Here is a 22,587-nt window from a genome sequence, read left to right on the forward strand (position 1 = left end):
TCGGTTTGTCGTCTTGACTCTTCGTCAGAGTTTCTGCAGCCAGCCTAGCACCGTGCGGCGCGGCTGGCTTCTACCTTCTTGCAATCCGGATGCTCGAATGAGGTACCTCCACCGTGCCGGCATGGGGTTGCTGCGGCGCGGCGGCGGCATCGGGCGCCGGGTCGTCCGTTGCGAGCCGCCACTGCCACGAACCCGCGGGCAGCGCAAAGGAAACGGTCGCCGGTCCCGCATTCACCAGCACCAGCCACGCGCCTGCATCCGCCGCTGCCGCTTCGAAAAGGATGGCAAGGGCCGTGCCGCCGTGCCAGTCGGCCTCCTGCATGGGCTGGCCGTCGGGCCGCAGCCAGTGGATGCCCGGCGCGCCCTCTGCCGGCAGCGCCGGCCACCAGCGCGTGCTGCGCAGGACGGGCGCTTCGCGGCGCAGGGCAACGAGCCGGGCGACGAAGGCGCTCAGGCGCGCCGCCTCGCTGGCGGGATCGTGGGCGCCGATCCAGGCGAGCCAGGTGGTTGCGTTGTCCTGGCAGTAGGCGTTGTTGTTGCCTTGCTGGCTGTGGCCGAGCTCGTCGCCGGCCAGCAGCATGGGCGTGCCCTGCGACAGCAGCAGCGCGGCGATCAGCGCGCGCTGCAGGCGGCCGCGCTCGGCCTGCACGGCGGGGTCGTCGGTCGGGCCTTCGACGCCGCAGTTGTTGCTCAGGTTGTGCGCATGGCCGTCGCGGTTGTTTTCGCCGTTGGCCAGGTTGTGCCGCTCTTCGTAGCTGAGCAGGTCGCGCAGCGTGAAGCCGTCGTGCGCGGTGATGAAATTGACGCTGGCGGTGGGCGCGCGGCCCTGGTGGGCGAACTGTGCGCTCGAGGCGGTGAAGCGGTGCGCGAAATCGCCGAGGCCGGCGGCGCCTTCGCGCCCCTGGCGCAGCCAGAAGCCGCGCTGCGTGTCGCGGTAGCGGTCGTTCCATTCGAGCCAGCCCGGCGGGAATTCACCCAGGCGGTAGCCGCCCGGCCCGATGTCCCAGGGCTCCGCGATCAGCAGCGTGCGCGAGAGCACGGGGTCTTGCGCGATGGCCGCGAAGAAGGGGGCGCGCGAGTCGAAGATGCCATTGGCGCCGCGGCCCAGCACGGGCGCGAGATCGAAGCGGAAGCCGTCGACGCCGAGCTCGCAGGCCCAGTGGCGCAGGCTGTCCATGACCAGTTGCAGCACGCGCGGCTCAGCCAGGTTGAGGCAATTGCCGCAGCCGGTCCAGTTGGCGTAGAGCGCGCGGTCGTCGGCGCGCAGGTGGTAGTACAGCGCGTTGTCGATGCCGCGCAGCGAGAGCGTGGGGCCGAATTCGTCGGTTTCGGCGCTGTGGTTGTAGACCACGTCGATCACCAGCTCCATGCCGCGCGCATGCACCGCGTCGGCCAGGGCGCGGAATTCGCCGGCCGGCGTGGTGCCGGCGCGGCCGCTCCAGTAGCGCGCCTCGGGCGCGAACCAGCCGATGGTGTTGTAGCCCCAGTAGTTGCTGAGGTCCATGGCGAGCAGCCGCTGTTCGTCGGCGCGGTGCTGCACCGGCATCAGGCTCAGCGTGGTGACGCCGAGGCCCTGGAGGTGGTCGAGCACCACGGGCTCGGCCAGGCCGGCATAGGTGCCGCGCAAGGCAGCGGGCACGCCCGGGTGCAGCCGGGTCTGGCCGCGCACATGCAGTTCGTAGAGCACGCGCTCGCCGGCCGGGATGCGGGCATGGCCAGGTGCGGCCGAACTGCCGCCGGCTGCCGCCACGCGCCCCTTGAGCGCCACGGCGCCGTTGTCGCGCGTGTTGCGCTGGGCCGGATTCGCTGGGTCGTGTCCCAGGAACAGATCGCTGCCGTCATAGCGCCCGACGATCTCGCGCGCATACGGGTCGAGCAGCAGCCTCGCGGGATTGAAGCGCTGCCCCGCATGCGGCGCCCACGGCCCGTGCACGCGAAAGCCGTAGACCAGCCCGGCGCGCCCGCTCGGCAGCAGCCCGTGCCAGACGCCATCGGTGAAGGCCGGCAGCCGCAGGCGCTGTTGCTCGTGCTGGCCCGTGCCGTCGAAAAGGCAGAGCTCGACGGCTTCGGCGTTGGGCGCCACGAGCGCGAAGTTCACGCCGTTCGGCGAGAGCGTCGCGCCAGGAGGGAAGGGGGAACCCGGACTCAGCATCGCTTCAAGCCAGCACCCACATCACGGTGGCCAGGGGCGGCACGCTGATGGAAATGGAGTCGGCCCTGCCGTGCCAGGGAACCGGTGCGCTGTCGACCACGCCATTGCCGACACCGCTGCCGCCGTACACGGCGCCGTCGGTGTTGATGGCCTCGCGGTACGCGCCCGCCGCAGGCACCCCGAGGCGATAGCCGTGGCGCGGCAGCGGCGTGAAGTTGCACACCGCCACCACGAAAGAGCCGTCGCGGGCCCGGCGCACGAAGGCGAACACCGACTGCTCCCAGTCGTCATGCACCAGCCACTCGAAGCCGGCCCTTTCGGTATCGAGTTCGTACAGCGCGGGGAAGTGCCGGTACACGTTGTTCAGGTCGCGCACCAGCCGCCGGACGCCCTGGTGCGACGCGTGCTCCAGCAGGTGCCAGTCGAGGCTGCGGTCGGCGTTCCATTCCGCTGCCTGGGCGAATTCGCCGCCCATGAACAGCAGCTTCTTGCCCGGATAGGCCCAGAGGTAGCCATAAAGATTGCGCAGCCCCGCGAACTTCTGCCACTCGTCGCCGGGCATGCGCCCGAGCATCGAGCCCTTGCCGTGCACCACCTCGTCGTGCGAGAGCGGCAGCACGAAGTTCTCGCTGTGCGCATACATCAGGCCGAAGGTGATCTGCTGGTGGTGGTGCTTGCGGTGGACCGGGTCGGTGCCCGCATAGGCCAGGGTGTCGTTCATCCAGCCCATGTTCCATTTGTAGTGGAAGCCGAGGCCGCCATCCTCGGGCGGCCGCGTCACGCCCGGAAAACTCGTCGACTCCTCGGCCAGCGTGACGGCGCCCGGGCGCTCGACGCCCACCACCTGGTTCATGCGCCGCAGGAAAGCGATGGCTTCGAGGTTCTCGCGCCCGCCATAGGCGTTGGGCACCCATTCGCCGGGCTTGCGGCTGTAGTCGCGGTAGAGCATGGAGGCCACCGCATCGACGCGCAGGCCGTCCACGCCGTAGCGCTCGAGCCAGTACAGCGCATTGCCGACCAGGTAGTTGCGCACCTCCGTACGGCCGTAGTTGAAGATGAGCGTCTTCCAGTCGTTGTGGAAGCCTTCGCGCGGGTCGGCGTATTCGTAGAGCGCGGTGCCGTCGAAACGGCCGAGGCCGTGCGCGTCGGTGGGAAAGTGCGCGGGCACCCAGTCGAGGATCACGCCCAGCCCCGCGGCATGCGCGGCTTCGACGAGATGGCGGAAGTCGCCGGGCGTGCCGAAGCGCGAGGTGGGCGCATAAAGGCCGATCGGCTGGTAGCCCCACGAGCCGTCGAACGGGTGCTCGCTGACCGGCAGCAGCTCGATGTGCGTGAAGCCCATGTCGCGCGCGTACGGCACCAGCGTGTCGGCCAGCTCGCGGTAGTCCAGCCATTCATGGCCGTTCTTGCGGCGCCAGGAGCCCAGGTGCACCTCGTAGATGCTCATCGGCGCATGGCGGCCATTGGCGGCGGCACGCTCGGGCGGCATGGCCATCGGTGCGGGCAGCGGCGCCACCACGCAGGCGGTCTCGGGCCGCAGGCGCGAGGAAAAGGCGAAGGGGTCGGCCTTGCGCAGCACCTCGCCCTGGGCCGAGAGGATTTCGAACTCGTAGCTGTCGCCCACGGCCACCTGCGGCGCGAAGATTTCCCACACGCCGCACTCGCGGCGCAGCCGCATCGTGTGGCGCCGGCCGTCCCAGTTGTTGAAGTCGCCGACCACCGAGACGCGCCGCGCATTGGGCGCCCAGACCGCGAAGGCCACGCCCTTCACGCCATCCATCTCGCGCAGGTGCGCGCCCAGCCGCTCCCAGGGCCGCAGGTGCGTGCCCTCGGACAGCAGCCACACATCGGTGGCGCCCAGCACGAAGGCAAAGCGGTACGGGTCCTCGAGCCGCGAGGTGTGCGTGCCCCAGTCGACCTGGAACGAATAGCCCAGGAGCGCCTCCGCCGCGGGCACCAGGCCCGCGAAGAGGTCGGAGCCTTCCTGCCGCGACAGCATGGCCAGCGGCCAGCCCGTGCGCGTGTGCATCACGGCCACGCTCTGCGCCCCCGGCAGCAGCGCGCGCACCAGCAGGCCGTCGCGTGTTTCGTGGGGGCCGAGCACCGCGAACGGATCGTCGTGCTCGGCGCGCATCAGCGCATGGACTTCGCGTTCAGGCAGCAGCAGGGGAGGCATGTTCTTCACATCTGTTCTTTGCCAGCGGGCCGGCCGAAAAAGACACCATAGGGCGCCAGCGCCAGCATGCGCCTTTCGCCGCCGGCCTGCAGGGACGACGACGATGAAAGCGGATGCCCCGCGAGCGGCTCGAGCGCCTCGCGCAGGGCGATGGACACGGGCTCGCCTCCCAGGTTGAAGACAGCCTGCAGCGATTGGTTCCCTTCGCGCCGCTCGAACCGCAGCACGGGCTCCGGCGCATCGAGGAAGGCGATGCTGCCGGTGCGCAGCAGCGGCTGGGTGCGGCGCCAGCGCAGCAGTGCGCGGCTGAATGCGAGCATCGAGTCGGGATCGGTGGACTGGCGGTCGACGGCCAGCGGCAGGTGGCGGCCGTAGACCGGCAGCCAGGGCCCGCCGGTGGTGAAGCCGGCGTGCAGTTCGTCGGCCTTCCAGGGCATGGGCGTGCGGCAGCCGTCGCGGCCCTTGAATTCGGGCCAGAACGCGCGGCCGTACGGGTCTTGCAGCAGCTCGAACGGCACCTCGGCCTCGGGCAGGCCGAGCTCCTCGCCCTGGTAGATGCTGGCGCTGCCGCGCAGCGCCAGCAGCAGCGCGAGCCAGAGCCGGTCGCGCCGCGTGTCTTCCGGGCCGCCGCCGTTCCAGCGCGTGGCCACGCGCGGCACGTCATGGTTGGACACGGCCCAGCAGCCCCAGCCGCCCGTCGGCGCGAGCGCATGGTCGAGCGTCTCGACCTGGTGGCGCAGATGCCTGGCGCTGTGCTCGGCCGTCAGCAGGCTGAAGCTGTAGGCCAGGTGCAGGCGCTTGCCCAGTTCGGTGTACTGCGCCATGACGGGCGGCGCGTTCTCGTCGCCGACCTCGCCGAGCGCGACCGCGCCGTAGTCATCGAGCAGCCCGCGCAGGCTCTCGAGGAAGCCCAGGTTCTCCATCTGGCTCTTGTCGTAGAGGTGCTGCTGCATGGCATAGGGGTTGTCGGCCCGCACCGTGCTCACCGCGTCCAGCGAGGCGGCGCTGGACGGCGGGTTGTCGCGCAGCAGCGCGTCGTGGAACTGGTGGTTGCAGGCATCGAAGCGGAAGCCGTCCACGCCGCGCTCGCACCAGAAGCGCACCTCGCCCAGCAGCGCTTCCTGCACCTCGGCGCAGTGGAAGTTCAGGTCGGGCTGCTCCTTGAGGAAACTGTGCAGGTAGTACTGGCGGCGGCGCGAATCCCATTGCCAGGCCGGTCCGCCGAAGACCGACAGCCAGTTGGTGGGCGGCGTGCCGTCGGGCCGCGGGTCGGCCCACACGTACCAGTCGGCCTTGGGGTTGTTGCGGCTCGTGCGGCTTTCGGCGAACCAGGCGTGCTGGTCGGAGGTGTGCGAAAGCACCTGGTCGATGATGATCTTCAGGCCCAGCGCATGCGCGCGCGCCAGCATCTCGTCGAAATCGGCCAGCGTGCCGAAGATCGGATCGACGGCGCGGTAGTCGGCCACGTCGTAGCCGAAGTCCTTCATCGGCGAACGGAAGAAGGGCGACACCCAGATCGCATCGGCCCCCAGGCTTGCCACGTGCTCGAGCCGCGACGTGATGCCGGGCAGGTCGCCGATGCCATCGCCGTTGCTGTCCATGAAGCTGCGCGGATAGATCTGGTAGATCACCGCGCCGCGCCACCATTCGCTGTTGCTGTTGTTACTGCTGCGCATGCTGCCCCTGTGGTCTGGAAATCATTGTGGCATGCGAGATCCGGGCCCGATCCATGCAAGGCTCGCCGCGGTGCCCCTCAAAAGCTTTCTACACTGGGCGCGGGTTTCGAGAATGAGAACCCCAGCTTCCAGTCCCGTTTCCGCAAGATGACAACCGACTTCGCCTCCCTCGCACTTTCCCCGTCGCCAGAAGGACTCGCCGCACTCGAGCAGCGGCTTGCCAAGGATCTCGAATGCCTCGGCTGGCCCGCGCGCTCTTGGATGCCCGTTCGCGCGCACGGCGGCGAGCCCGTGCTGGACGTGGCCATCATCGGTGCCGGCCAGGCCGGACTGGCCGCCGCCGCGGCCCTGGCGCAGCAAGGCATCCGGGCCGTGGTGTTCGACCGCTCGCCCGCGGGCAACGAGGGCCCGTGGGCCACCACGGCGCGCATGGAAACGCTGCGCTCGCCCAAGGAACTGACCGGTCCCGCGCTGGGGCTGCCCTCGCTGACCTTTCGCGCCTGGTTCGAGGCCCAGTTCGGCGCCGAGGCCTGGGGCTCGATGGACAAGATCCCGCGCCTGCAGTGGATGGACTACCTGCGCTGGTACCGCCGCGTGATGTCGGTGGACGTGCGCAACGACACGGCCGTCACCGGCATCCAGCCGCTGCCCGATGCGGCGATGGTGCGGCTGGCGTTGCGCACGCCAGCCGGCGCGCAGCGGGTGCTGGCACGCCGCGTCGTGCTTGCCACGGGGCGCGACGGGCTCGGCGGCCCTGCGGTTCCCGCTTTCGTCAATGCGCTGCCGCGCTCGCAATGGGCGCACTCGTCCGACGAGATGGACTACGGCAGGCTGGCCGGACTGCGCGTGGGCGTGGTCGGCGCGGGCTCGTCGGCCATGGACAGCGCGGGCACCGCGCTGGAAGCTGGCGCGCGCAGCGTCGAACTGCTGATCCGCCGGCCCGACCTGCCGCGCGTCAACAAGGGCAAGGGCGCCGGCGTGCCGGGCCTGACGCAGGGCCACTACGACCTGCCCGACGCGTTCAAGTGGCGCGTGCGCCACTACATCAACGTGGCCAACGTGCCGCCGCCGCATGGCAGCACGCTGCGCGTCTCGCGGTACCCCAACGCATTCTTCAATTTCGGCTGTCCCGTGCTCTCGATCGAGCCGCAGGGCAGGTCGATGCGCGTGGCCACGCCCAGGGGAGATTTCGAGTTCGACTTTCTCATTGTTTCCACCGGTTTCAAGATCGACTGGCGCAGCCGTCCCGAGTTCGACACCATTGCATCGCATGTGCGAACGTGGAAGGACCGCTTCGTGCCCGCCCCCGGCGCCGAGGACCAGGAGCTGGCCGATTCGCCCGATCTCGGGCCGGTGTTCGAATTCCGCGAGCGCGCGGCGGGCCAATGCCCGGGCCTGGACCGCATCCATTGCTTCTGCTATCCGGCGGCCTTGTCGCACGGCACGGTGTCGGGCGACATTCCCGCGATCAGCGATGGCGCCAGGCGGCTTGCGAGCGGCATGGCCAGCCTGTTCTATCGCGAGGACTTCGAGCAGCACTTCGCCAACCTCGAGGCCTACAGCGAGCCCGAACTGTTCGGCGACGAATGGGTGCCCGCGCCGCCGCCCGCCGAACGCAGCTGAATTGCAGACCTCTTCATCGAAACGCATGACCATTCCTCTTTCCGACTCAGCCCCCGCCGTCGACGTGATCGACGCCACGGTGCCATTGGTGCCCGGCCACGCCACCCGCCTGCTGCGCCAGCAACGCGACAAGGTCGTGGCGGCCACGCAGGGCAGCTACGACGCGATGTTCTCGCCATCGGTCGAAGGCCTCTCGGTGCCCGAGCGCCTGCTGGTCGCACTGCACGCGTGCAGCGTCTCGAAAGCCGCGACGCTCGCCGCGCACTACCGCGAGCGATTGCTGGCCGAGGGCGCGGACCGCGAGCTGATCGCGGCCGTGGGAAGCGGCGCTGCGGTGGCGGATGTGCGCCTGCGCACGGTGCTGGCATTCACCGCCAGCCTGATCGAGCGCCCCATCGAGGGCGACAAGGCCGCGGTGCAGGCGCTGGCCGACGCAGGGCTCACGACGCCCGCCATCGTCGCGCTGGGCCAGCTGATCGCCTTTCTCTCCTACCAGGTCCGCGTGGTCGCGGGCCTGCAGGCGCTGGCCGCCGCGGAGGTCGTTCAATGAACGCGCCGATCCGCATCAAGGGCTTCACCAACGAGGTGCTGAGCTGGAAGCCCTGGCTCGACCCGGTCGCTGTCGCCGCGGCCACGCCGGCCCAGCTGGCCGCGCTCGACGAGATGAGCCCGCAGGCCCGCACCTCGCCCTATTTCCTGGTGCTGGCGCACCAGCCCGAGATGCTGCTGCAGCGCTCCATCGCCTTCAACGCGATCATGTTCGCGCCGGGCGGCATGCCGCGCGCAGAGCGCGAGCTGGGCGCCACGGTGGAGTCGCGCGTCAACGGCTGCGTGTACTGCGCCTCGGTGCATGCCCAGCGCTTCGAGCAGCTGGCCAAGCGCAGCGACGTGATCTCCCAGGTGTTCGAGGAGCCGGCTTCCGCGGGCACCACGCCGCGCGAGAAGGCCATCGTCGAGTTCTCGATCCGGCTCGGTGCCGAGCCCGGCAAGGTGTCGGCCGAGGACGTGCGAATGCTCAAGGAGGTGGGGCTGGCCGAGCTCGAGATCCTCGACCTGGTTCACTCCGTGGCGCTCTTCGCCTGGGCCAACCGGCTGATGCTCAACCTGGGCGAGCCGGTCTTTCCGGCAGCGGCTGCGGCAGCCGCTTCATAGGCGGGCGAGCAGCCCGGCCACGCTCTCGCGGGCCAGGCCCAGCGGCGCCAGCAGGTCGTTGCGCTGCCGGAAGTCGATGCCGCTCGCCAGCGAGGCGGCGTCCACGATGGTGCGCGTCGCGGGTGTTGCCACGCCGGCGATGGCGCCGAGCGCTTCCACGAAGGCCAGGCCGTAGGGCATGTCTTCGCTCACGTAGCGGGTGTCGGTGCGAACCGGCCCGGGCGGGCCGCCGCGCTTGGCATGCAGCTCGGCCGCGATGTCCTCGAGCCGTGCCGATGCGGTGCCGAAGGAGCGCGCGAAATGCTCCTCGATGGGGCCGAGCTCGATGCCGAAGGCGCTGGCCACGGCCCGCCGCTCCAGGTCCAGCGCCTCGATCGCGCGGGCCACCCCGGGCGTCATGCAGTGGTACTGCGGCCAGTTCTCCGCGCGCTCGATGCGGGTCCAGTTGAAGACGGCCAGCGGGCCGTGGGACTGCGGGTTGACGTTCGCGAGCGCGCTGGCGAGCGTGTTTTCCTGCGCGAAGAAGCCGCCGCCGAACAGCGCGGTGCACAGTTCGACGGCCTTCTCGACGCCGGCGCTCGGCAGCGCGGACACGCCGACCGCCTGGCGCCGCGTCATCACCTTGACCTGCGTGGCGGATTCCCGGCGCGCGGTCAGCACCGTCGTGCCGAAGCTGGCGACCGTCACTCGCCTGCCCGCGCGCCGTGCGCTTTCGTGGAGATAGAGCGACGACAGCGAGGCCATCGAGCTGACGATCACGGTCTGCCCGTCGCGCAGGAAGGGCAGCAGCGCATCCATGACGCGCTTGTGTCCGTTGACCGGCAGCGCGAGCAGCAGCACGTCCGACGCCTGGCAAAGCTGCGCCGCATCGTCGGCCACCTCGACCGTCACGCGGCAGGGCTGCACGCCAACGGCTTCCAGCGGCTGCGTGCGCAGGGCCTCGGCACCCTGGCCGCCCGGTGACCAGAGCAAGACGGCGTGGCCCGCCTGGCGCAGCCACGCCGCGCAGGCCAGGGCGATCGCCCCGGTGCCCGCGATGCCGACCCGGATTTCCTTGATGGGCGTCAATTCGGCGGCTCCAGCCGCGAACACCGTGGAACCGGCTTCGCCGGGCCACCGGTGTTGCCCCCGGAGAGGGGGCGGGAGTAGCGACACGAAGTGCGCGAAGCCTGGGGGCTAACCGGTTCAGTCAATCTTGATCCCGCCTTGCCTGACGACCTTCGCCCAGCGCTGGCTGTCCTCGGCAATCACCTTGCCCAGCGCTGCGCCGCCGCCGCAGGTGTTCACCGCGCCCAGCTGGGCGAAGCGCTGCCGGGTTTCGGGCAGGTTGCACACCTCGACCAGCGCCGCGGAGAGCTTCTCGATGCTGGCCGCCGGCATGCGCGCGGGCGCCATCACGCCGACCCAGACCGGCACGTCCATGCCCGCAAGGCCCGCCGCCTCCGCGACCGTCGGTGGCATGCCGAGGCTGGGCAGGGCCGCGCGGGAAAAGGTGCCGAGCACGCGGGCCTTGCCGCTCGCGACCATCGGCTCGATGGAGGCGGCGCTGGTGACGATCAGGGCCACCTGGCCGCCCAGCAGGTCGGTCAGCGCCGGCGCCGCGCCGCGGTACGGCACATGCAGCAGGTTCACGCCGCTCGCCTGGGCCAGCAGCGCGCCCGTGAGGTGCGACACGGTGCCGTTGCCGGTGGAGGCGTAGGTCACCTGCCCCGGCTTCGCCTTGGCGTCGCGCAGCACGTCGGCCAGCGTCTTGTATGGGCTTTCGGTGCGCACGGCCACGGTCATGGGCGTGTCGCCGACCAGGGCCACGGGCGCGAGGTCATTCACGGGGTCGTAGGGCAGCTTGGCCTGCAGGTGGGGCGCGATGGTGATGGCGCCGCCGGTGGCCAGCAGCACGGTGGCGCCATCGGTCGCCTTGGCCACCGCATCGGCCGCCACGATGCCGCCCGCGCCCGCCTTGTTGTCGACGATCACGGTGCCGCCGAGCTTGTCGGTGAGCTTGGCACCCAGGTAGCGGGCGATCACGTCCTGCGCCCCGCCGGCGGCGAAGGGCACGACGATGCGCAGCGGCTTGTCGCCGTTCGGCTGCGCATGGAGCGGCATCACGGCGAGGCTGGCGGCGGCCGCGAGGCCCAGGGCGAGGTGTTTCAGGAGCAGTGTCATGGCATTCCAGGCGGTACGAAAAACCTGCCGAAGGGCAGGCGTTACCCGCGCAACACGCAGGTTACGTGCCTCAAGTCTAGAGTCTGCCGGCCGGGCGGCCGCCCGGGCGCGATAATCCGTCCTCCCCGGCCACCCCCGCGCCGGGTTCTGCCGAACCGTCATGAACCCCAGCTACAAACCCAGCGACGTCGAGTCCGCTGCCCAGGCGCAATGGAGCGCCGCCGATGCCTACCGCGTCACCGAGGACGCGAGCCGCAAAAAGTACTACGCCTGCTCGATGCTGCCGTACCCCAGCGGCAAGCTGCACATGGGCCACGTGCGCAACTACACCATCAACGACATGCTCACGCGCTACCTGCGCATGAGCGGCTACAACGTGCTGATGCCCATGGGCTGGGACGCCTTCGGCCTGCCGGCCGAGAACGCGGCGCTGAAGAACGGCGTGCCCCCGGCCAAGTGGACCTACGAGAACATCGACTACATGCGCGGCCAGCTCCAGGCCATGGGCCTGGCGATCGACTGGAGCCGCGAGATCGCCACCTGCGATCCCTCGTACTACAAGTGGAACCAGTGGCTGTTCCTCAAGATGCTCGAAAAGGGCATTGCCTACCGCAAGACCCAGGTCGTCAACTGGGACCCGGTCGACCAGACCGTGCTGGCCAACGAGCAGGTGATCGACGGCAAGGGCTGGCGCACCGGCGCCACGGTCGAGCGCCGCGAGATCCCGGGCTACTACCTGAAGATCAGCGACTACGCCGAAGAACTGCTCGAGCACACCCAGCACAAGCTGCCGGGCTGGCCCGAGCGCGTCAAGCTGATGCAGGAGAACTGGATCGGCAAGAGCGAGGGCGTGCGCTTCGCCTTCACGCACGACATCCAGGACGCGAGCGGCAAGCTGATCCAGGACGGGCGCATGTACGTGTTCACCACGCGCGCCGACACCATCATGGGCGTGACCTTCTGCGCCGTGGCGCCCGAGCATCCGCTGGCCGCGCACGCCGCCACGCTCAATCCGAAGGTCGCGGCCTTCATCGAGGAGTGCAAGGCCGGCGGCACCACCGAGGCCGAACTCGCCACGCAGGAGAAGAAGGGCGTGCCCACGGGCCTGACCGTCAAGCATCCGATCACCGACGAGCAGGTGCCGGTGTGGGTGGGCAACTACGTGCTCATCAACTATGGCGACGGCGCCGTGATGGGCGTGCCCGCGCACGACGAGCGCGACTTCGCCTTTGCCAACAAGTACGGCATCGAGATCATCCAGGTGGTGCTGGTCGACGACGAGCCGCACTTCGACTATCACAGGTGGCAGGACTGGTACGCCGACAAGCAGCGCGGCGTGACCATCAACTCCGACAACTTCAGCGGCATGACCTACAAGGAGGCGGTGGCCGCCGTGGCGCATGCGCTCGGCCAGAAGGGCCTGGGCGAGATGCAGACCACCTGGCGCCTGCGCGACTGGGGCGTGAGCCGCCAGCGCTACTGGGGCACGCCGATCCCCATCATCCATTGCGACGAGCACGGTGCGGTGCCGGTCCCCGAGAAGGACCTGCCCGTGGTGCTGCCGACCGACTGCGTACCCGACGGCTCGGGCAACCCGCTCGCCAAGCACGAAGGCTTCCACGCCGGCGTGGTGTGTCCCGTCTGTGGCAAGCCCGCGCGGCGCGAGACCGACACCATGGACACCTTCGTCGACAGCTCGTGGTACTTCATGCGCTACTGCGACCCGAAGAACGACCAGGCCATGGTCGCCGAGGGCGCCGACTACTGGATGCCGATGGACCAGTACATCGGCGGCATCGAGCATGCGATTCTTCACCTGCTGTACGCGCGCTTCTGGACCAAGGTGATGCGCGACCTGGGCCTGGTGAAGGTCGACGAGCCCTTCAGCAAGCTGCTCACGCAGGGCATGGTGCTCAACCACATCTACTACCACCGTGACGAGAGGGGCGGCAAGAACTACCACCCGCCGCTGGAGGTCACGCCCACGCTCGACGCGCAGGGCCGCATCGTCGGCGGCACCACCGCGGACGGCACCAAGGTCGAATACGGCGGCGTCGGCAAGATGGGCAAGAGCGAGCGCAACGGCGTCGACCCGCAGGACCTGATCGAGAAGTACGGCGCCGACACCGCGCGCCTGTACACCATGTTCACCGCACCGCCCGAAGCCACGCTCGAGTGGAACGACGCAGCCGTCGAAGGCAGCTACCGGTTCCTGCGCCGGGTCTGGAACTTCGGCGTGGCGCAGGCCGACGCGCAGCCCGCGGCGGCCGGCGGCCAGGCCTGCGGCAAGAACGCGCAGGCATTGCGCCGCGAGGTGCACACCGTGCTGCGCCAGGTCGACTACGACTACCAGCGCATGCAATACAACACGGTGGTGTCGGGCGCGATGAAGCTGCTCAATGCGCTGGAAGGCTTCAAGCCCGACGGCAGCGCCGGCGATACGGCCGCGCTGCGCGAAGGCTTCGGCATCCTGCTGCGCTGCCTGTATCCGGCCACGCCGCACATCGCGCACCAGCTCTGGCAGCAGCTCGGCTACGACAAGGAACTGGGCGACCTGCTCGACGCGCCCTGGCCCGTGGTCGACGTGGGCGCGCTGGAGCAGGACGAGATCGAGCTCATGCTCCAGGTCAACGGCAAGCTGCGCGGCGCGCTGCGCGTGCCGGCCGGCGCTTCCAAGGCCGAGATCGAAGCGCTCGCGCTTTCCTGCGACGACTTCGCCAAGTTCGCCGAAGGCGCGCCGGCCAAGCGCGTCATCGTGGTTCCCGGCCGGCTGGTCAACGTGGTCATTTGAACGAACGATAGAAGCATGAACAATCGCAACGCCTCGCTGCCGCGCCGCGGCTTTCTTCTGGGTCTTGCCGCGGCGGGCGCCAGCCTGGGGCTGGCCGGCTGCGGGTTCGAACTGCGCAAGGCGCCGGTGTTTGCGTTCAAGACGCTGTCGGTGTCGGGCAATTCGGAGCTGATCAACCGTCTGCGGCGCGAAATGCGTGCCGCCGGCACCGTGACGCTGGTGCCGCCCGAGCAGGCACAGAGCGCCGACGCGATCCTCGAGATCCTGGGCGAAAACCGCGACCGCATCGTGATCTCGACCAATTCGGCGGGCCTGCTGCGGGAGCTGCAACTGCAATTGCGCGTTCGCTTCAGCCTGCGCACGCCGGGCGGCAAGATGCTGCTGGCGCCCACCGAGGTGTCGCAGACGCGCGACCTGAGCTTCAACGAGACCAACGCGCTCGCCAAGGAAGGCGAGGCCGAACTGCTGTACCGGGACATGCAGGCCGACATTGCACAGCAGCTGATGCGCCGCCTCGCGGCCGTCAAGGAACTCTAGGCGGCACGAGCGCGCCTGCCGCACATTCCATGCAACTTGCCAGCGCCCAACTGGGCTCCCATCTGCAGAAGGGGCTGAAGTCCCTCTACACGATCCACGGCGACGAGCCGCTGCTCGCGCAGGAGGCGGCGGACGCCATCCGCACCGCGGCACGCGTGGCGGGCTATACGGAGCGCAGCTCGTACACCGTGGCCGGCGCGCACTTCGACTGGAGCGCGGTGCTTGCGGCGGGCGGCTCGCTCTCGCTGTTCGCCGACAAGCAGATCGTCGAGATCCGCATTCCCTCGGGCAAGCCCGGCAAGGACGGCAGCACGGCGCTGCAGCAGCTGGCCGAGGCCGCGCGGGACAACGACAGCACGCTCACGCTGGTGATGCTGCCGCGGCTCGACAAGGCCACGCGCACCGGCGCCTGGTTCTCGGCGCTCGAGAACAACGGCGTGAGCCTGCAGGTCGATCCGATCGAACGCGCCGCGCTGCCGCAGTGGATCGCGCAGCGCCTGGGCCTGCAGGGCCAGCGCGTGATGCCCGGCGACGAAGGCCAGCGCACGCTGCAGTTCTTTGCCGACCGCGTCGAGGGCAACCTGCTCGCCGCGCACCAGGAAATCCAGAAGCTCGCCCTGCTGCATCCGGCGGGCGAGCTGAGCTGGGAGCAGGTCGAAGGCGCGGTCAACAACGTGGCGCGCTACGACGTGTTCAAGCTCTCCGAGGCCGTGCTGGCCGGCAACCCGCAGCGCGTGGCGCGCATGCTCGACGGCCTGCAGGCCGAAGGCGAGGCCGAGGTGCTGGTGCACTACACGATCGCCGAGGACATCCGCGCGCTCAAGCGCGTGAAGGACGCCATGGCCGCGGGCCGGCCGCTGCCCATGGCCCTGCGCGAGAACCGCATCTGGGGCCCGCGCGAGCGCGCCTTCGAGCGCGTGCTGCCCCGGCTCGACGACCGCATGCTGGCCCGGCTGCTGCGCGCGGCCCATGTGGTGGATGGCATCTGCAAGGGGCTGAAGCAGCCCGACTGGCCCGCCAGCGGCTGGCAGGCCCTGCAGCGCCTGGCGCTGATGCTGTGCCGCGCCTGCAGCAGCGCTGCTCTTGCTCCCTCTCCCTCCGGGAGAGGGTTGGGGTGAGGGCCGGCGGCCCTCATCGCATCGCGCGTTTGCGAGTGCCCCGGCCCTCACCCTGGCCCTCTCCCGGAGGGAGAGGGGACAACACGGCAAGTGCGCGAAGCCTGGGGTTGATCCAAATGCAGGAAAATGCAGCGATGAACGCGTTCAACGTCAGCGAGCACATGCAGACCCTCGGCCTGCAGGCAAAAACCGCCGCATTCCTCATGGCCCGTGCGGATGCAGCTACCAAAAACAGAGCATTGAAGGCCCTGGCCAAGCGCCTGCGCGAAGCCGGCCCCGCCTTGGCCGAGGCCAACGAGAAGGACTTGGCGCGCGCCACGGCCGCCGGGCTTTCGGCGCCGATGGTCGACCGCCTCAAGCTCACGCCCAAGGTCATCGAGACCGTGGCGCTGGGTTGCGAGCAACTCGCCGGCATGGCCGATGTGATCGGCGAAATCATCGGCATGAAGCAGCAGCCCAGCGGCATCCGCGTGGGCCAGATGCGCGTGCCGATCGGCGTCTTCGGCATGATCTACGAGAGCCGCCCCAACGTGACCATCGAGGCCGCGAGCCTGGCCATCAAGAGCGGCAACGCCGCCATCCTGCGCGGCGGCTCCGAAGCCATCGAGTCGAACAAGGCGCTGGCGCTGCTGGTGTCCGGGGCGCTGGCCGAGGCCGGCCTGCCGGTCGAGGCGGTGCAGCTGGTGCAGACCACCGACCGCGAAGCCGTGGGCCAGCTGATCGCCATGCCCGAGTTCGTGGACGTGATCATCCCGCGCGGCGGCAAGGGCCTGATCGAGCGCATCAGCCGCGATGCCAAGGTGCCGGTCATCAAGCACCTCGACGGCAACTGCCACGTCTACGTGGACGATACGGCCGAGTTCGAGATGGCGCTGCGCATCGTCGACAACGCCAAGACCCAGAAATACAGCCCCTGCAACGCGGCCGAAGGCCTTCTGGTGTCGGCCGCGGTGGCGGAGGATTTCCTGCCCCGGATCGCCGCCATCTTCGCGGCCAAGGGCGTCGAAATGCGCTGCGACCCGGTGGCGGCCCGCATTCTGCGCGCCGACGATGCATTGGCTGGCTCGGGCGCAAGAGTCGTCGATGCGGTCGAGGCCGACTGGTCCGAGGAATACCTTGCCGCCGTGATCAGCATCAAGGTGGTCGCAGGGGTCGACGAGGCCATTGCGCACATCAACCGCTACTCGAGCCACCACACCGACGCCATCGTCACGCGCGACCATGTGCATGCGCAGCGTTTCCTGCGCGAGGTCGATTCGGCCAGCGTCATGGTCAATGCGAGCACACGCTTCGCGGATGGTTTCGAGTTTGGCCTGGGAGCGGAGATCGGCATCAGCACCGACAAATTCCATGCGCGCGGGCCGGTCGGCATCGAGGGGCTGACCTCGCTCAAGTACGTGGTGCTCGGGCAGGGCGAAGTCCGCAGCTGATGCGCCGGAGGCGGGCGGACTGAACCAAGTCCGCTCTACGTAGTCTTGTCATTGGGGCGGCCACCCCCAAATCCTACAATTCCGCTCTACCTTCAAGTACAAATCCAATAAGGCCGCCGCATGGTTCCGCATCTCGTCACCGCCCTGACCGGCCCGATCAACGAACTGGAGCAGCGGGTACTCGACTCGACGCCCGCCATCGAGCGCTGGTTCCGGCTCGAATGGATGGAGCACACGCCGCCGTTCTACAGCGCGGTCGACATCCGCAACGCGGGCTTCAAGCTGGCGCCGGTCGACACCAATCTCTTCCCCGGCGGCTGGAACAATCTCACCAAGGAGATGCTGCCGCTGGCGGTGCAGGCCGCGCAGGCCGCCATCGAGAAGATCTGCCCGGAAGCGCGCAACCTGCTGGTCATTCCCGAGAACCACTCGAAGAACACCTTCTACCTCGCCAACGTCGCCCAGCTGGTGCGGATCTTCCACATGGCGGGACTCAACGTGCGCGTGGGTTCGATCGATCCGGCCATCAAGTCGCCCAAGAAGATCGAGCTGCCCAACGGTGAAACCGTGTGCCTGGAGCCCGTGGTGCGCAGCAAGCGCCGCCTCGGGCTCAAGAATTTCGACCCCTGCACCATCCTGCTCAACAACGAGTTGGCGGCCGGCACCCCGGGCATCCTGGAAGACCTGCACGAGCAGTACCTGCTGCCGCCGCTGCACGCGGGCTGGTCGGTGCGGCGCAAGAGCAATCACCTGCACAGCTACGAAGAGCTGTCCAAGCGCTTCGGCAAGCTGCTTGGCATCGATCCCTGGCTCATCAACCCGATCTATGCGCGCGCCGACGGCGTCGATTTTGCCGAAGGCCGCGGCATCGACGTGCTGACCAGCCACGTGGAAGCGGTGCTGACCAAGGTGCGCCGCAAGTACAAGGAATACGGCATCAACGAGAAGCCCTTCGTCGTCGTCAAGGGCCATGTCGGCGGGGATGGCCCGGGCGTCATCACCGTGCGCGATGCAAAGGAAGTCGAGGGCCTTGTCGGCAAGTCGCGCGGCGCCTCCGCGGGCAGCAAGGCGGCCGCGGCCGCCAGGGAACTGCGCGAGCCCCGCGAGGTGATCGTGCAGGAAGGCGTGCTGACCAACGAGCGCGTGCACAACGGCGTGGCCGAGCCGGTGGTCTACATGATGGACCGCTACGTGGTGGGCGGCTTCTACCGCGTGCATGCCGAGCGCGCCCCCGACGAGAACCTCAAGCTTCCGGGCGCGAGCTTCGTGCCGCTGGCTTTCTCCGAAAGCGCGCACTTGCCGCAGCCAGGCGCCAAGCCCGGCGCGAGTGCCCCGAACCGCTTCTACATGTATGGCGTGGTGGGCCGCCTGGCCATGGTGGCTGCGAGCTACGAGCTGGAAGCCACCGATCCGGACGCCGAAATCTACGAATGATTTTCCGGGGCGGCTTGCGAAGGCGTCGGCCGGCGGCAAAATAGCGGCCCCACAGCAAAGGAAACAAAAGGGCGGAGGGGTGCGCGCGGCGGCTGGAAATTCCACCGCGGCGGCATCCCGGTGCGCGTGACGTCTGGTTACGCGCTGGCAGCCTCCCTTTTTCCCATCGACTTCGTGTCACCTCCCAAATCCTCTTCCGCCGCCGCCTTGATCATCGGCACCATCGGTGTCGTCTATGGCGACATCGGCACCAGCGTGCTGTATGCAGTCAAGGAAGTGTTCGGCCACGGCCATGTGCCGTTCACTGTCGAAAACGTCTACGGCATCCTTTCGATGTTCTTCTGGACGCTCACCGTCATCGTGTCGATCAAGTACGTGGTGCTGGTGCTGCGGGCCGACAACGAAGGCGAGGGGGGCCTGGTCGCCATGCTGGCGCTGGCCTCGCAGGCCGTGGCCGACAAGCCCAGGCTGCGCCATGTGCTGCTGCTGGTGGGCATCTTCGGCACTTCGCTCTTCTATGGCGACGGCGTCATCACGCCGGCCATCTCGGTGCTTTCCGCGGTCGAAGGCCTCGAAGTGGTGTCGCCCCACTTCAAGCACTATGTGCTGCCGGTCACGCTGGTGGTGCTGTTCGGCCTCTTCGTGGTGCAAAAACGCGGCACGGCCGGCATCGGCAAGTTCTTCGGGCCGATCACGCTGACATGGTTCATCGCCATTGCGGTGCTCGGCGTGTCGCAGATCGTTCACCACCCCGAAATCCTCAAGGCGCTGAACCCCTGGTTCGCGCTGAAGTTCATATGGAACAACCCGGGCACCAGCTTCATTCTGCTGGGCGCCACGGTGCTGTGCGTGACGGGCGCCGAGGCGCTGTACGCCGACCTCGGCCACTTCGGCAAGCGGCCGATCCGCGTGGCCTGGTTCACGGTCGTCATGCCGGCGCTCACGCTCAACTACTTCGGCCAGGGCGCGCTGCTGCTCGAGAATCCCGAGGCCGTGAAGAACCCCTTCTTCATGATGGCGCCCGAATGGGCGCTCATTCCGCTGGTGCTGCTGGCCACGGCGGCCACGGTCATCGCGTCCCAGGCGCTCATCACGGGGGCCTTCAGCGTCACGCGCCAGGTCATCCAGCTGGGCTACCTGCCGCGCCTGAACATCGAGCACACGAGCGTGCGCGCGGCGGGGCAGATCTACATTCCGCTGGTCAACTGGGGGCTGTTCGTGGCCATCGTGCTCGCGGTCGTCATGTTCCGCTCGTCGAGCAGCCTGGCCGCGGCCTATGGCATCGCGGTGACCACCGACATGCTCATCACCACGGTGCTGACCTTCTTCGTGATCCGCTACGCCTGGAAGCTGCCGCTGGCGCTGTGCATTGCGTCGACCGCGGTGTTCTTCGTGGTCGACTTCCTGTTCTTCGCTTCGAACCTGCTCAAGCTGTTCGAGGGCGGCTGGTTCCCGCTGGTGATCGGCGGCGCCGTGTTCACCCTGATGATCACCTGGAAGGAAGGCCGCCGCCTGATGGGCGAGGTGCAGCGTGCCGATGCGATCGAGCTGAAGGCGTTCCTCGATTCGGTGTTCGAGAGCCCGCCCGCGCGCGTGGACGGCACGGCGGTGTTCCTCACCGCGGAACCCGGCGTGGTGCCCAACGCGCTGCTGCACAACCTGAAGCACAACAAGGTGCTGCACGAGCAGAACCTGTTCGTGACGGTGCGCAACCACGAGGTGCCCTGGATACCGATGGACAAGCGCATCGAGATCGAGGCGCTCGGCCATCATTGCTGGCAGGTCATCGTGCACTACGGCTTCAAGAACGATGTCGACCTGCCGCGCGCGCTCGACAATGCGCGCCTGCGCGGTTGCCAGCTCGAGCCCATGACGACGAGCTACTTCCTCTCGCGCGACGTCGTCATTCCCACGCTGGGCAGCGGCATGGCGCCGTGGCGCGAGAAGCTGTTCGCGCAGATGCACCACAACGCGAGCGGCGCGGCCGCGTTCCTGGGGTTGCCGAACAACGCGGTGGTGGAGCTGGGCTCCAAGATCGAGATCTGACCGGCGGCGGCCCGCGCGGCCTCGCGCGGCCGCCCGCCTCAGCCCAGTCCCAGCATCTGCCCCAGGCTGCGCTGCGAGGCGGGCCTGTCGAGGGCGATGTTCTTCTCAAGCACCAGCAGGTGCTCTTCCATCAGACGCACGGCCTCGTCCGCATCGCCGCGCGCAATGGCATCGACCACGTCCGCATGCTCGCCGTGTTCGCACGATGCATTGCCGGGCGGTTCGTAGAGCGCCACGATCAGCGAGCAGCGCGACATGAGTTCGGTCAGGTAGCGCTCCAGGATCGGATTGCGTGCGAGCTTCGCCACGCGCAGGTGAAAGGTGCTGGCCAGGCGCGCCCACTCGGGCTGCGCGTAGCGGTGCATCGCCGCATGCTCTTCCTTCAGGTGGCGCCGCAGTTCGGCGATTTCGGCGCGCGTGGCGTTGCGCACGGCCATGCGCACCAGCGCGGCCTCGAGCGCGCGGCGCGCCTCGAAGATCTGCCGCGTTTCCTCGGGCGAAGGCATGGCCACGATGGCACCGCGGTTCGGCCGCAGTTCCACGATGTGATCGTGCGCGAGCCGCTGGAGCACCTTGCGCACCAGCGCGCGGCTGACGCCGAACAGCTCGCACAGCGATGCCTCCGGCAGCTTGGTGCCGGGCGCGAGGCGCTGGTTGGTCACGCCTTCGAAGACCGAGCGGTAGATGCGCTCCTCGATGTCGCTGTGGTCGTCGCTCTTCGTCGCGGCACCGTCGGTGGGCGGCAGCTTGCGCCGGGCGGGGCGCGGCGCAATGGCGGGCTTGGATGGCGGGGATGAGCGGGGCATGGCGCAGGCGATGAGGGAACCCGCCCATTATCGAGCGCGTGCAGCGCGTGCCGGGGCCTATGCAAAGTCCGCGGGCCGGTCCGCCGCGAGCCGCTGCATGTGGGATGCGATCGCACCCGGCGTGGTGAGCCAGATGTCGCCGCGGTCGCGCGCGCGTGCCAGGTGCGCCAGCGCCGTGCGCAGGTGGCGCAGCCGATAGGGCTGCCCCACGATGTAGGGATGCAGCGCGAGGCCCATCACCAGCGGCTGCGCGCGCGACTGCTCGAGCATCTCGTCGAAGTTGTCGACCACCATCGCGCTGAAGTCCCTGGCGTCCATGAGGCGTCCCACGATCATCGGAATGTCGTTGAGCTCCTGCGGATACGGCACCGACCAGATCGAGCCGCCGCCGCGCGTGCGCATGCGCACCGGCTGGTCGTCGTGGCACCAGTTGAGCGTGTAGCCATAGCCGGTCTCGGCCAGCAGGTCGGGCGTCACGGCGCTTTCCGAGATCCACGGCGACAGCCATCCGGCGGGTGCCTGGCCGCTTTCCCGCTGCATGCGTTCGCGGCAGCGCGACAGCAACGCGCGCTCGTGCGCCTCGTCCCATGCGCCCTGGCGCTCCGCGTTGCTGTGGCCGTGGCCGATCAGCTCGTCGCCGCGCGCCACGCAGGCCTGCACCAGCTCCGGGCAATGGTCATAGAGCGCCGTATTGACGAGCGCGCCGGTCGGCAGTGCCAGCGCATCGAACAGTTCGAGACAGCGCCAGGCGCCCACGCGGTTGCCGTATTCGCGCCAGCCGTGGTTCAGCACGTCGGGCTGCGGCGAGGCCGGGCCGATGCATGCGCCCAGGCCGTCGCCGAACGCGAAATGCTCGATGTTGAAGCCGATGTACACGGCCAGCCGTGCGCCGTTCGGCCACGCGTGGTCGGGCCGACGCGTGATGGGGCTGTAGTCGAAGCGGCCGTGCGTGGGCAGCCGCTCGGGCCAGCGTGCCGTCATGCGCCCCGCCTCACAGCACCGCCAGCCCGGCGCGCACCAGCAGCCATTCGGCGCTGTCGTTCCACACGTCCATCCGGCTGATGAGCCCGTGGCGCACCACGTAGCGGTCGACATAGCGGTTGCCCTCGAAGGCGGTGCCGTCGGGCCAGGCGCCGTAGAGCGTGCCGAGGCTGTAGACCACGGTTTCCTCGGCCGTGCCGCCCGCCACCACTTCGGTGTGTTCGATCTTCTTCTTCACCCAGGCGTAGCGCTTCGCATTGAAGGCCGAGGTGTCGCCGGGCGCCTGCATTTCGCGGTTGCCGGTGAAGCGGATGCGGATGTCGGGCGCGGTGAAGCGCGACGCCGATTGCGGGTCGGGAATCATCACGAGGCGAAGGAACTCGTCGACCACTTCGGCGGGCGTGGAAGGGCCCGGCAATGGTGGCGCATCGGAAGAAGCAGGCGTGTTCATGGGTTCTCCAGCATGTGGGCCATGGCGGTGCATGGCGGGAAGCACGACGGT

General features: G+C 68.9%; 17 protein-coding genes. 9 read left to right on the top strand and 8 right to left on the bottom strand.

From position 1 onward, the window contains the following. Positions 1 to 70: 70 nt before the first annotated feature. The 3 genes from glgX to VAPA_RS02470 are packed head-to-tail and all read right to left on the bottom strand — an operon-like array spanning position 71 to position 6,004. Complete coding sequence (glgX, locus tag VAPA_RS02460; RefSeq protein ID WP_021005186.1) at positions 71 to 2,152, bottom strand: glycogen debranching protein GlgX; 2,082 nt, start codon at positions 2,150 to 2,152, stop codon at positions 71 to 73. Between the two features lie 4 nt (positions 2,153 to 2,156). Beyond that, on the bottom strand, positions 2,157 to 4,328 hold the full coding sequence (gene glgB, locus VAPA_RS02465; RefSeq protein WP_021005187.1) for a 1,4-alpha-glucan branching protein GlgB: 2,172 nt from the start codon (positions 4,326 to 4,328) through the stop codon (positions 2,157 to 2,159). A 5-nt stretch (positions 4,329 to 4,333) separates the two neighbouring features. Further along, the gene (locus VAPA_RS02470) at positions 4,334 to 6,004 is read right to left on the bottom strand and encodes an alpha-glucosidase (protein WP_021005188.1); all 1,671 of its coding nucleotides are present in this window, start codon (positions 6,002 to 6,004) and stop codon (positions 4,334 to 4,336) included. A gap of 147 nt (positions 6,005 to 6,151) precedes the next feature. Here VAPA_RS02470 and VAPA_RS02475 point away from each other — a divergent pair, with 147 nt between their 5' ends. Genes VAPA_RS02475 through VAPA_RS02485 form a run of 3 tightly spaced genes read left to right on the top strand, consistent with a single transcriptional unit; the run spans position 6,152 to position 8,779 of the window. Then, the gene (locus VAPA_RS02475; protein WP_021005189.1) at positions 6,152 to 7,627 is read left to right on the top strand and encodes a flavin-containing monooxygenase; all 1,476 of its coding nucleotides are present in this window, start codon (positions 6,152 to 6,154) and stop codon (positions 7,625 to 7,627) included. A 25-nt stretch (positions 7,628 to 7,652) separates the two neighbouring features. Next, positions 7,653 to 8,177, top strand: coding sequence for a CMD domain-containing protein (locus VAPA_RS02480; protein WP_021005190.1), 525 nt, complete (start codon positions 7,653 to 7,655; stop codon positions 8,175 to 8,177). Then, positions 8,174 to 8,779, top strand: a complete 606-nt coding sequence (locus tag VAPA_RS02485) for a peroxidase-related enzyme (RefSeq protein WP_021005191.1) — start codon at positions 8,174 to 8,176, stop codon at positions 8,777 to 8,779. Before VAPA_RS02480 ends, VAPA_RS02485 begins: the two co-directional genes overlap by 4 nt. Here VAPA_RS02485 and VAPA_RS02490 read toward each other — a convergent pair. Next, a complete protein-coding gene (locus VAPA_RS02490) occupies positions 8,774 to 9,847 on the bottom strand; it encodes an NAD/NADP octopine/nopaline dehydrogenase family protein (protein WP_021005192.1) in 1,074 nt (357 codons plus the stop codon). The two genes, VAPA_RS02485 and VAPA_RS02490, sit on opposite strands and share 6 nt — an antisense overlap. A 117-nt stretch (positions 9,848 to 9,964) precedes the next feature. Further along, entirely contained in the window at positions 9,965 to 10,942 is a 978-nt protein-coding gene (locus VAPA_RS02495; RefSeq protein WP_021005193.1) for a Bug family tripartite tricarboxylate transporter substrate binding protein, read from the bottom strand. A gap of 160 nt (positions 10,943 to 11,102) precedes the next feature. Between VAPA_RS02495 and leuS the strand changes: the two genes are divergently transcribed. The 6 genes from leuS to VAPA_RS02525 all read left to right on the top strand — a co-directional run bounded on the left by leuS (position 11,103) and on the right by VAPA_RS02525 (position 20,298). Beyond that, the gene (leuS, locus tag VAPA_RS02500) at positions 11,103 to 13,733 is read left to right on the top strand and encodes a leucine--tRNA ligase (protein WP_021005194.1); all 2,631 of its coding nucleotides are present in this window, start codon (positions 11,103 to 11,105) and stop codon (positions 13,731 to 13,733) included. Between the two features lie 15 nt (positions 13,734 to 13,748). Further along, a complete protein-coding gene (locus VAPA_RS02505; RefSeq protein ID WP_021005195.1) occupies positions 13,749 to 14,270 on the top strand; it encodes an LPS-assembly lipoprotein LptE in 522 nt (173 codons plus the stop codon). Between the two features lie 29 nt (positions 14,271 to 14,299). Then, entirely contained in the window at positions 14,300 to 15,388 is a 1,089-nt protein-coding gene (gene holA / locus VAPA_RS02510) for a DNA polymerase III subunit delta (protein ID WP_021005196.1), read from the top strand. Positions 15,389 to 15,522: 134 nt separating this feature from the next. Continuing rightward, on the top strand, positions 15,523 to 16,818 hold the full coding sequence (locus VAPA_RS02515; protein ID WP_021005197.1) for a glutamate-5-semialdehyde dehydrogenase: 1,296 nt from the start codon (positions 15,523 to 15,525) through the stop codon (positions 16,816 to 16,818). A gap of 120 nt (positions 16,819 to 16,938) precedes the next feature. Next, entirely contained in the window at positions 16,939 to 18,252 is a 1,314-nt protein-coding gene (gshA, locus tag VAPA_RS02520; protein WP_021005198.1) for a glutamate--cysteine ligase, read from the top strand. A gap of 174 nt (positions 18,253 to 18,426) precedes the next feature. Continuing rightward, entirely contained in the window at positions 18,427 to 20,298 is a 1,872-nt protein-coding gene (locus VAPA_RS02525; RefSeq protein WP_041946303.1) for a potassium transporter Kup, read from the top strand. A 38-nt stretch (positions 20,299 to 20,336) separates the two neighbouring features. On the opposite strand, the gene VAPA_RS02530 is transcribed toward VAPA_RS02525, so the two are convergent. From VAPA_RS02530 to VAPA_RS02540, 3 genes are read right to left on the bottom strand one after another with little or no spacing between them, the layout of a single operon-like run. After that, positions 20,337 to 21,104, bottom strand: a complete 768-nt coding sequence (locus VAPA_RS02530) for a GntR family transcriptional regulator (protein ID WP_021005200.1) — start codon at positions 21,102 to 21,104, stop codon at positions 20,337 to 20,339. A 57-nt stretch (positions 21,105 to 21,161) separates the two neighbouring features. After that, positions 21,162 to 22,085, bottom strand: a complete 924-nt coding sequence (locus VAPA_RS02535) for a polysaccharide deacetylase family protein (RefSeq protein WP_021005201.1) — start codon at positions 22,083 to 22,085, stop codon at positions 21,162 to 21,164. 10 nt (positions 22,086 to 22,095) lie between these two features. Next, on the bottom strand, positions 22,096 to 22,536 hold the full coding sequence (locus VAPA_RS02540; RefSeq protein WP_021005202.1) for a hypothetical protein: 441 nt from the start codon (positions 22,534 to 22,536) through the stop codon (positions 22,096 to 22,098). Positions 22,537 to 22,587: the final 51 nt, after the last annotated feature.

Source organism: Variovorax paradoxus B4 (genome assembly GCF_000463015.1).
In the GTDB taxonomy this organism is placed as follows: domain Bacteria; phylum Pseudomonadota; class Gammaproteobacteria; order Burkholderiales; family Burkholderiaceae_C; genus Variovorax; species Variovorax paradoxus_E.

Excerpts from the sequence above, each read along its gene's own strand:
- VAPA_RS02515 (WP_021005197.1), top strand. The coding sequence starts at position 15,523 with ATGAACGCGTTCAACGTCAGCGAGCACATGCAGACCCTCGGCCTGCAG.
- VAPA_RS02480 (WP_021005190.1), top strand. The coding sequence starts at position 7,653 with ATGACCATTCCTCTTTCCGACTCAGCCCCCGCCGTCGACGTGATCGAC.
- gshA (WP_021005198.1), top strand. The coding sequence starts at position 16,939 with ATGGTTCCGCATCTCGTCACCGCCCTGACCGGCCCGATCAACGAACTG.
- glgB (WP_021005187.1), bottom strand. The coding sequence starts at position 4,328 with ATGCCTCCCCTGCTGCTGCCTGAACGCGAAGTCCATGCGCTGATGCGC.
- VAPA_RS02495 (WP_021005193.1), bottom strand. The coding sequence starts at position 10,942 with ATGACACTGCTCCTGAAACACCTCGCCCTGGGCCTCGCGGCCGCCGCC.
- leuS (WP_021005194.1), top strand. The coding sequence starts at position 11,103 with ATGAACCCCAGCTACAAACCCAGCGACGTCGAGTCCGCTGCCCAGGCG.
- VAPA_RS02485 (WP_021005191.1), top strand. The coding sequence starts at position 8,174 with ATGAACGCGCCGATCCGCATCAAGGGCTTCACCAACGAGGTGCTGAGC.
- VAPA_RS02470 (WP_021005188.1), bottom strand. The coding sequence starts at position 6,004 with ATGCGCAGCAGTAACAACAGCAACAGCGAATGGTGGCGCGGCGCGGTG.
- VAPA_RS02540 (WP_021005202.1), bottom strand. The coding sequence starts at position 22,536 with ATGAACACGCCTGCTTCTTCCGATGCGCCACCATTGCCGGGCCCTTCC.
- VAPA_RS02530 (WP_021005200.1), bottom strand. The coding sequence starts at position 21,104 with ATGCCCCGCTCATCCCCGCCATCCAAGCCCGCCATTGCGCCGCGCCCC.
- VAPA_RS02475 (WP_021005189.1), top strand. The coding sequence starts at position 6,152 with ATGACAACCGACTTCGCCTCCCTCGCACTTTCCCCGTCGCCAGAAGGA.
- VAPA_RS02535 (WP_021005201.1), bottom strand. The coding sequence starts at position 22,085 with ATGACGGCACGCTGGCCCGAGCGGCTGCCCACGCACGGCCGCTTCGAC.
- VAPA_RS02505 (WP_021005195.1), top strand. The coding sequence starts at position 13,749 with ATGAACAATCGCAACGCCTCGCTGCCGCGCCGCGGCTTTCTTCTGGGT.
- holA (WP_021005196.1), top strand. The coding sequence starts at position 14,300 with ATGCAACTTGCCAGCGCCCAACTGGGCTCCCATCTGCAGAAGGGGCTG.
- glgX (WP_021005186.1), bottom strand. The coding sequence starts at position 2,152 with ATGCTGAGTCCGGGTTCCCCCTTCCCTCCTGGCGCGACGCTCTCGCCG.